General features: G+C 70.3%; 6 protein-coding genes. 1 reads left to right on the top strand and 5 read right to left on the bottom strand.

Going from position 1 to position 7,183, the window contains the following annotated elements; genetic code table 11:
* Positions 1–148: 148 nt before the first annotated feature.
* From ABT084_RS01140 to ABT084_RS01120, 5 genes are all read right to left on the bottom strand, one after another.
* Positions 149–841, bottom strand: a complete 693-nt coding sequence (locus tag ABT084_RS01140; protein ID WP_351037504.1) for a peptidylprolyl isomerase — start codon at positions 839–841, stop codon at positions 149–151.
* 198 nt (positions 842–1,039) lie between these two features.
* Complete coding sequence (locus ABT084_RS01135) at positions 1,040–1,708, bottom strand: histidine phosphatase family protein (RefSeq protein WP_351037502.1); 669 nt, start codon at positions 1,706–1,708, stop codon at positions 1,040–1,042.
* 11 nt (positions 1,709–1,719) lie between these two features.
* Positions 1,720–3,420: a GMC family oxidoreductase gene (locus ABT084_RS01130; RefSeq protein ID WP_351037500.1), complete on the bottom strand. Its 1,701-nt coding sequence runs from the start codon at positions 3,418–3,420 to the stop codon at positions 1,720–1,722.
* A gap of 17 nt (positions 3,421–3,437) precedes the next feature.
* A complete protein-coding gene (locus ABT084_RS01125) occupies positions 3,438–3,836 on the bottom strand; it encodes a hypothetical protein (protein ID WP_351037498.1) in 399 nt (132 codons plus the stop codon).
* 22 nt (positions 3,837–3,858) lie between these two features.
* Positions 3,859–4,740 (bottom strand): nuclease, encoded by an 882-nt coding sequence (locus tag ABT084_RS01120; RefSeq protein ID WP_351037496.1) that lies wholly within the window; start codon positions 4,738–4,740, stop codon positions 3,859–3,861.
* A gap of 353 nt (positions 4,741–5,093) precedes the next feature.
* Here ABT084_RS01120 and ABT084_RS01115 point away from each other — a divergent pair, with 353 nt between their 5' ends.
* Positions 5,094–7,172, top strand: a complete 2,079-nt coding sequence (locus ABT084_RS01115) for a HelD family protein (RefSeq protein WP_502968803.1) — start codon at positions 5,094–5,096, stop codon at positions 7,170–7,172.
* Positions 7,173–7,183 lie beyond the last annotated feature (11 nt).

The following is a 7,183-nucleotide window of genomic DNA, read 5'->3' as shown; positions in this document are numbered from 1 at the left end:
GACAGTTCCAGGCACGTGTCAGCCACTACAAACGACGCGGCCACACGCCACCAGAAACTGCCCAACCGTCACAGCAAGCACCGTTGCAGTACTAGGGGGTGCGCCGCCGATCGGACCACGCGCGTGTGCCGCGATCGTTGCGGGGGCGTCAGTGCCAGCGGGACGGCCGGACGCAGAGCAGCTCGGTTCGCAGCACGGGTGTGCCGTCGACCGGTGCGGGGTTCTCCGCGGTCGGCTCGATTCCTCCGGCGGCGACCTTGTCGAGTGTGGCCAGGCCGTCGGGGCCGACCGTGCCGAACACCGTGTAGTTCGGTCGCAGTGCGGAGTCACCGTAGACCACGAAGAACTGTGAACCGTTCGTGTCCGGACCGGCGTTGGCCATCGCCAGCAGGCCACGACCGTAGAGGCGGCGCGCACCGGTCGGATCGGTCGGTGCGGGCGGCAGATCCACCGGCAGCTCGTCCTTGTACTTGTACCCGGGCCCACCCTCGCCGGTACCGGTCGGGTCGCCGCACTGCAGGACCTTCAGCGTCGGATACGCCGTCAGACGGTGGCACACCGTGCGGTCGTAGAACCCGTGCCGTGCCAGATGCAGGAAACTCTGGACCGTGCACGGCGCCTTGGCCTGGTCCAGCCGCAGCGGGAGCGGGCCCTGGCTGGTCGGAACGGCCATGTCCACCGTGCCACGGCTGGGGGTGTGCCGCGGGTCGGGCGGCAGCGGAACAGGGCGCGCGGGCGGCTCGTCCGGGGTCTGCGTGTACTGGCAGGGGCCGTGCGTGGTGCGCGGCGGAGGGCCGTCGGCCGCGGTGGCGACACCTCCCCCGGACACGACTAACGTCACGGCCGCGAATGCGCTGATCAGCCCTCGGTTCATCTTGCGCGCCCTCCTGATGATCGCCAGGTTTCGAAGCGGTCGCAGTCTAGGGCGTGGTGGGGTCGGTGGGAATGGTGGGAATGGCCAACGACAGGGGGTGGATGTTCCGGTCCCCGCCGGGGCCGCCCGATCAAGCCATAACCGGTCAGCCAGCGACCCCGGGCTTCACGGTCGGGCGGGTGGGGGCGGGGTGAGGTGTGCCGTGTCGTTGAGCGTGGTGAGCACCCAGCGTTCGTTGCCGTAGCGGTCACGGTGGTGTTCGAAACGGGTGAGGGCCGTGTGGTCGGTGCCGAAGCCGATCGTGGGGCTTGCCACGGCGGGGATCCTCAGCAGGAGGTGGCAGGCGGCGTGGACGGTCTCCCCGTGGCCGGCCAGCAGAAGGTTCCGGCCGTGGTGGTGGAGGAGGAGTTGGGCGAGGTGGGCCGTGGCCCGGGTCAGGTAGGCGTTCCAGGTCTCGGAGCCCGGCGCGTAGGGCAGGTCGGGATGCGCGTCGGGCGGGCCCCGGAATGCGTCTTCGACCTCGCGCCAGGGCAGGCCGTCCGCGTCCCCGTGCCGGGGGCCGTCGAGGCCGCTGTCGGTGGTCAAGGGGAGGCCGAGGGCTTCGGCGAGGATGGCGCCGGTCTCGTGGACGCGTGGCCGCGTCCCGGCGTACACCGCGTCGAAGACCGTCCCACCGCTCCGCTGCTCCGCGGTGAGGCGGGCGGCCAGGAGACGCGCCTGGAGAAGGCCGGTGTCGGTGAGCCCGGTGCAGGTCTCCGGACCGCCGACGCGGCCTTCCACGTTGCACCGGGCTTGGCCGTGGCGGGCGATGACCAGCCGGGCCGTGACGGTCATGGGCTTCGCTCTCAGAGGGTGGCGGCGAGCTTGTCCGCCGTGCGCAGGGTGAGGGCGGCCAGGGTGAGGGTCGGGTTGGCGGTGCCGGCTGTGGGGAAGACGGACGAGCCGACGACCCAGAGGTTGGAGTGGGCGTGGGAGAGGCCGTCGGCGTTGACCACCGCGGTGGCGCGGTCGGTGCCCATCCGGGTGGTGCCCATGGGGTGGCCGGCGCCGTTGTACTTGAGCGTCGGGCGCAGCGGATCGACGCCCTCGGCGCCGGCGGTGACTTCCAGGTGCTGCCAGAGGCGGCGGGCGACGGAGTGCCCGTACGCCAGGGCGCGCTTGGAGTAGTCGTCGATCTTGTACGTGATCTTGGGGCGGGGGACGTCGAGTGCGTCGCGCTGGTCCGAGAGGGTGATGCGGTTGGCGGCGTCGGGGAGTTGTTCGGTGGAGTACCCGATCCGCATCATGCGGGTCACCCGGTGGGCCAGCCGGTCCTGCAGGTCCTGCCCGTAGTGCTTGAGCTGCTTGGCGGCGGAGTCCCACATGAGCTTGTCGAGGGCGGCGCCGGGCGCTTCGGTGCGGCCCCAGCCGTCGTTTCCCAGGGTGATGCGGAAGGCACCGGTGGTGCTCCGCCAGTCGCCGTCGCGGAAGGTTTCGACGCTCAGGGTCGACTGGGGGCCGCGGAAGGGGAAGACGGGCTGCCCGAACAGGCCGACGACCTCCTCGGCGAGGTGGTCCATGAGGTTGCGGCCGACCTGATCGCTGCGGTTGTCCAGGCCGGAATTCAACCACAGCTTCGGCGTCTCAATCGCGTTCAGCGCCAGGACGACGTGGGTGGCGTTGACCTGTTCCTCGGCCCGCTCGGCCGTGGTCCAGTCCCGGAAGACGACGGTCGGGGAGGCGGTGCCGGGGCGCGGGGCGAGGCGGGTGACGGTACAGCCGGTGCGGACGCTCACGCCGAGTTCGTCGCGCGCCTTGCGGACGTGGACACCACCGTCGTACTTGGCACCGGAGGGGCAGATCGGGATGCAGCTGGAGTTGCCCTGGCAGGCACTGCGGCCCTGATAGTCGCGGGAGTTGCGGGCCTGGGGGGTGGTGACCACCGTGACGGGGACGCCGTCGATCGGGGGGATGCCCGCCAGGGCGGCGCGGACGAGCCCGTCGCCGTAGCTGGCGGCGATGCCGGGCATCGGGAAGTCGGTACTGCGCGGGGTGGCCGTGTCCCACTCGGCACGGTTGCCGGACACGCCGAGCTCGTTCTCGGCCTGGGCGTAGTACGCCTCGAGGTCGTTGTAGGTGAGTGGCCAGTCGACGGCGACGCCGTAGCGGGTCTTCATCTCGAAGTCGCTGGGCAGGAAGCGCGGGGTGTTGCCGCGCCAGGCCCAGGTGCTGCCGCCGACCATGCGCTGGAAGCCGCTCTTGTACAGGTCGGGGCCGCTCTCGACGTAGTAGCGGTTCATCGCGACCGGGTCGCCCACGCCGTCGGAGGAGGGCGCGAACCCCTCCTTGTTGTTGGGGAGCGCTTCGTACGCGGAGGGGACGTTCTTGCCGGCGGAGACCTGGTAGGCGTCGACGAACTCAGCTCGTCGGCTCGCGTCGAGGCCGTTGTTCCCCGCGTCAAGGAGGAGCACGCGGGCCTGGGGCTTGGCTTCCTTGATGCGGCAGGCGGCGAGCGCTCCGGCCACACCGGCACCGACGATGACGACGTCGTAGGGGGTCGAATCCATGCGGGTGCGTCCTCGATTCAGGGGTGCTGGGTCCAGGAGCCGTATCCACCGGGCACCGGCGGGGCGGAGAGCGGGTGCGCCTGGATGACCTGCCACACCAGCCCCGCGCGGTAGTGGGCGGGCGAGTCCGGGCCGACCTGGGTGTTGTCGGGTTTGGTGAACTGCGCGGTGTACCAGATCGCGAGGGTCTCGCGGGCGACGCGGGCGAGCTCGGCGTCGGCGTTGACCGCGGTGAACAGCGCGGCTCCGGGGTCGGGCAGGCCGACGGCGGTGCGGTAGGCGTCGATCAGGCGGGGCAGTGCGGTGGGGTAGTGGACTGCCAGTCGGTTCCGGTTGACGTCGGCGGCGGCCTGGTCGAGGCCCGCCTCGCCGGTGAGGAGTTCGGACAGGGCGCGGAAGTCCGCGGCGTCGCTCATGGGGGTCGGCTCCTTCTCGGACTCAGGCCTCTTGGAAGACCAGGTCCTCGGGCGGCCGGGTCATCTTCACGGTGGTGCCCGAGACTTCGACCACCGCGTCGAGCCCGGTGGTGAACTGCCCGGTGGACAGGACCATGAATTTGTCGGCCTTCTGGTCGAGGAAGGCGGGGAAGCCGGCCACGTTCGCGTCGCCGAGGTTGAGGTACTCCACGAGTCGACGGAACAGCTTGGGGTAGATCACCGCGCCGCCCGCCGTCGGGCCCGTGTCGGTGATCGAGCTCATGCCGGTGACCGAGGCACCGGTCAGAGTCTGGTCCACGGCCCACACACCCTTGGCGGGCGCCGCCTTCGCCTGCTGGACCGCGGCCGTCAGCTCGTCCCGCAGGTCGTGGAAGAGCGTCTGGTAGTACATGGGGTAGGCCAGCCCGCTGCTGATCTGCTGGTAGTTGAGAGTGGTCCGCAGCAGAGCGGCGTCGACGTTCACGTGGGTGCCGCTGGCCGCGGGGTGGGTGCCGAGCCCGGCGAAGGCGATGCACCGGTTGTCAGGATCCGCTCCCCGGGTCAGCACGAAGCCGGGCACGCTCGCCGGGACGGTGGAGGCCACCGTCCCGTCCGCTCCCCACTGGACGTCGGTGAACCCCACCCAGTCCAGCAGCGCCTTCCTGGCCTGCGCCGGGATCGGGGGCGGCTGGGAGACCTCGGGCCCGTGCGAGGTGAAATGGGTCTCCAGCGTGTCGATGCCCTCCAGGCGGAGCTTGGCGCGGCCTTCGGAGTTGCGTTTGACCCGGTGCGGTCCGCAGACGAAGTCCCATTCCGCGGGCGTGTCGGCACGGAAGTGGACTGTGTCCCCGTCCGGCGAAGTCCCCACGATCGCGTACGCACCCTTGATCAACAGCATGGGCATGACGTCACGGCTCCCCTCACGCTACAGCGCAGACAAACAGTCGCTCACCGTGAACATAGGGCGAGATGCCGGCACTCTGCGTCGCATGCGCCCCGGGAAGCGCCGATGAGCGTGATGAGTAACCGAACGGCCGAGTGACTCTTGAATGTTCTACCGAATCGTACCCTGCTGACCTGCGGCCCCCGTGACCCGTAAGGCACACGGGCGGCGGGAGCGCAATCAGCGATATCCGGCGCGGTGGAATTCGCCATATCCCGCAAGGCCATGATGGCGCGAGTAAAACAAGACTTATCTTTCGAGAATTTCGACCGTACGGTATGGCTCGGATCGAAGGAGCCCCACTGTTGTCGAAAATGAATGAACTCGCCCTCCGTGCAGTTGACTTGGAGCAGGATTATGTGTCCTCCCTGTACGAGTTGCTCACCGAGCGGCTTTCCGAGGCGCGAGCACAGCGGGCCAGTGTGCTGAAGGCGCGGACGGACAGCGCCGGTGAGGCGTATGAGAGGGAAATCGCCGCCGAGCGTCTGACCAAGGAGATCGGCCGACTGGAAGGCGCCGAAAGGGGGCTGGTCTTCGGGCGCATCGACTGGACGGATGGGACGGCCCTGCGCATCGGGCGGATCGGACTGCAGACGGAAGAGGACGAGCTGCCTCTGCTCGTGGACTGGCGCGCGAACGCGGCGCGGCCCTTCTACGAGGCGACACCGGTCCACCCGATGGGCCTGAGGCGGCGTCGGCACCTGCGCCTCGAGGAGCGCACGGTCGTCTCGGTGAGCGACGAACTGCTGGACGCCAGCGCCCCGACCGACGAGGACGTCGTGGGGGACGGCCCGTTGACCGAGGCTCTGTCGGCACGCCGTACGGGCAGGATGCACGCGGCCGTCGCGACGCTGCAGGCCGAGCAGGACGAGATCGTGCGCTCCGCCCACCGTGGAGTGACCGTGGTGCAGGGCGGGCCCGGCACCGGCAAGACGGTGGTCGCCCTGCACCGGGCGGCCTACGTCCTGTACGCGTTCCCGCGCGCGGCCAAGGAGGGCGTCCTGGTGGTGGGCCCGAACGCCCGGTTCCTCGACTACATCTCCCAGGTCCTTCCCTCGCTCGGAGAGAACGACGTCGTTCTGGCGACCTGCCGGGAACTGGCCGGAGTGTCCGCGGACACGGTGGCCCCCTTGGACACGGCGCGCCTCAAGGGCGGCTCCGATCTCGCCGAAGCCCTGGCCGGTCTGCTGCGCGTCCACCAGGCCCCGGCCGGGGACTTCACCGTGCGGGTCGGGCAGGCACTGGTTCACGTGCCCGGCGAGGAGGTCGCCGCGGCCCGCGCCGCCGCCGTGGCGGCCGTACCGGGGCACAACCCCGCGCGCCAGGTGTTCAAGGAGCTCTTGGCCGACGCCGTCGCCGACGCGATGCAACGAGACATGGGCGACCTCCTGGAGCAGATCGACGCCGATACGGAAAGGATGACGGGCATCAACCTCGACCGGTTCACGGGAGTCGCCCAGCGCCGTGCCGAAGGTGCGGCCGACTCGGGTCCGGCCCACGAGCTGGACCTGGACGCCATCCGGGCCGATCTTCTCGACGATGTCGGCGTCGACCGAGCGGTCGAGGTGCTGTGGCCGCGGCTGGTACCCGGTGACCTCGTGGAGGCGCTCCTGACGGACTCCGAGGCTCTGGCCGAGCACCTGCCCCGCCTGACCGCGCAGGAGCGGTCCCTTCTGCTGCGCGGTCCGGACGACCCGTGGACCGATGCCGACGTGCCGTTGCTGGACGAGGCGTCGAGCCTGGTCGACGGCTCCCCCGAGCGGACGTACGGGCACGTCGTCGTGGACGAGGCGCAGGAACTGACCGCCATGCAGTGGCGGATGATCGTCCGCCGCTGCCCGGCACGGTCGATGACGGTGGTGGGTGACTTCGCCCAGGCGGGCCCGGTCACGACGGCACGCGACTGGAAGGAAGCACTGGGCCCTCACGTCGGACCGCGGTTCACCCTGCACGACCTGACCGTCAGTTACCGCACCACGCAGGAGATCCTGGAGAGCGTCCGGGGCCTGCTCACGCGGATCGCTCCGGACCAGAAGCCCACACGGTCACTGCGAAACGGCGAGATCCCTCGCACCGCGACCGCGCCCCCGGACGGGTTGGTCACCGCCGTCGTACGGGAACTCCGCTCCCAGAGCGCCGCGCACCCGGGCGAACTGCTGGGAGTGATCTGCGCGGACAGCCGGGTGAGCGAGCTGATGGCGCACGGCGTCGATCACCACGCACGCATCGTGCCGGCGTCCGAGGCGCGCGGCCTGGAATTCGACGGGGTCGTCGTCATGAACCCCGAGGAGATCGTCACGACCCGCCCCGGTGGGGAAAGGGACCTGTACGTAGCCCTGACCCGGGCCACCAAGCGCCTCTGCACCGTCACCGTCACCGTCCGGCCCGCCTGACGGATCGGCGC

The sequence above is a fragment of the Streptomyces sp. NPDC002138 genome, assembly GCF_040296485.1.
Taxonomy (GTDB): domain Bacteria; phylum Actinomycetota; class Actinomycetes; order Streptomycetales; family Streptomycetaceae; genus Streptomyces.
This window is presented reverse-complemented; position numbering and strand designations above follow the sequence as displayed.

What these genes read in the sequence shown, in the direction of transcription:
- ABT084_RS01125 (WP_351037498.1), bottom strand. Translation starts at nt 3,836, where the DNA reads ATGAGCGACGCCGCGGACTTCCGCGCCCTGTCCGAACTCCTCACCGGC.
- ABT084_RS01130 (WP_351037500.1), bottom strand. Translation starts at nt 3,420, where the DNA reads ATGGATTCGACCCCCTACGACGTCGTCATCGTCGGTGCCGGTGTGGCC.
- ABT084_RS01120 (WP_351037496.1), bottom strand. Translation starts at nt 4,740, where the DNA reads ATGCCCATGCTGTTGATCAAGGGTGCGTACGCGATCGTGGGGACTTCG.
- ABT084_RS01135 (WP_351037502.1), bottom strand. Translation starts at nt 1,708, where the DNA reads ATGACCGTCACGGCCCGGCTGGTCATCGCCCGCCACGGCCAAGCCCGG.
- ABT084_RS01115 (WP_502968803.1), top strand. Translation starts at nt 5,094, where the DNA reads ATGAATGAACTCGCCCTCCGTGCAGTTGACTTGGAGCAGGATTATGTG.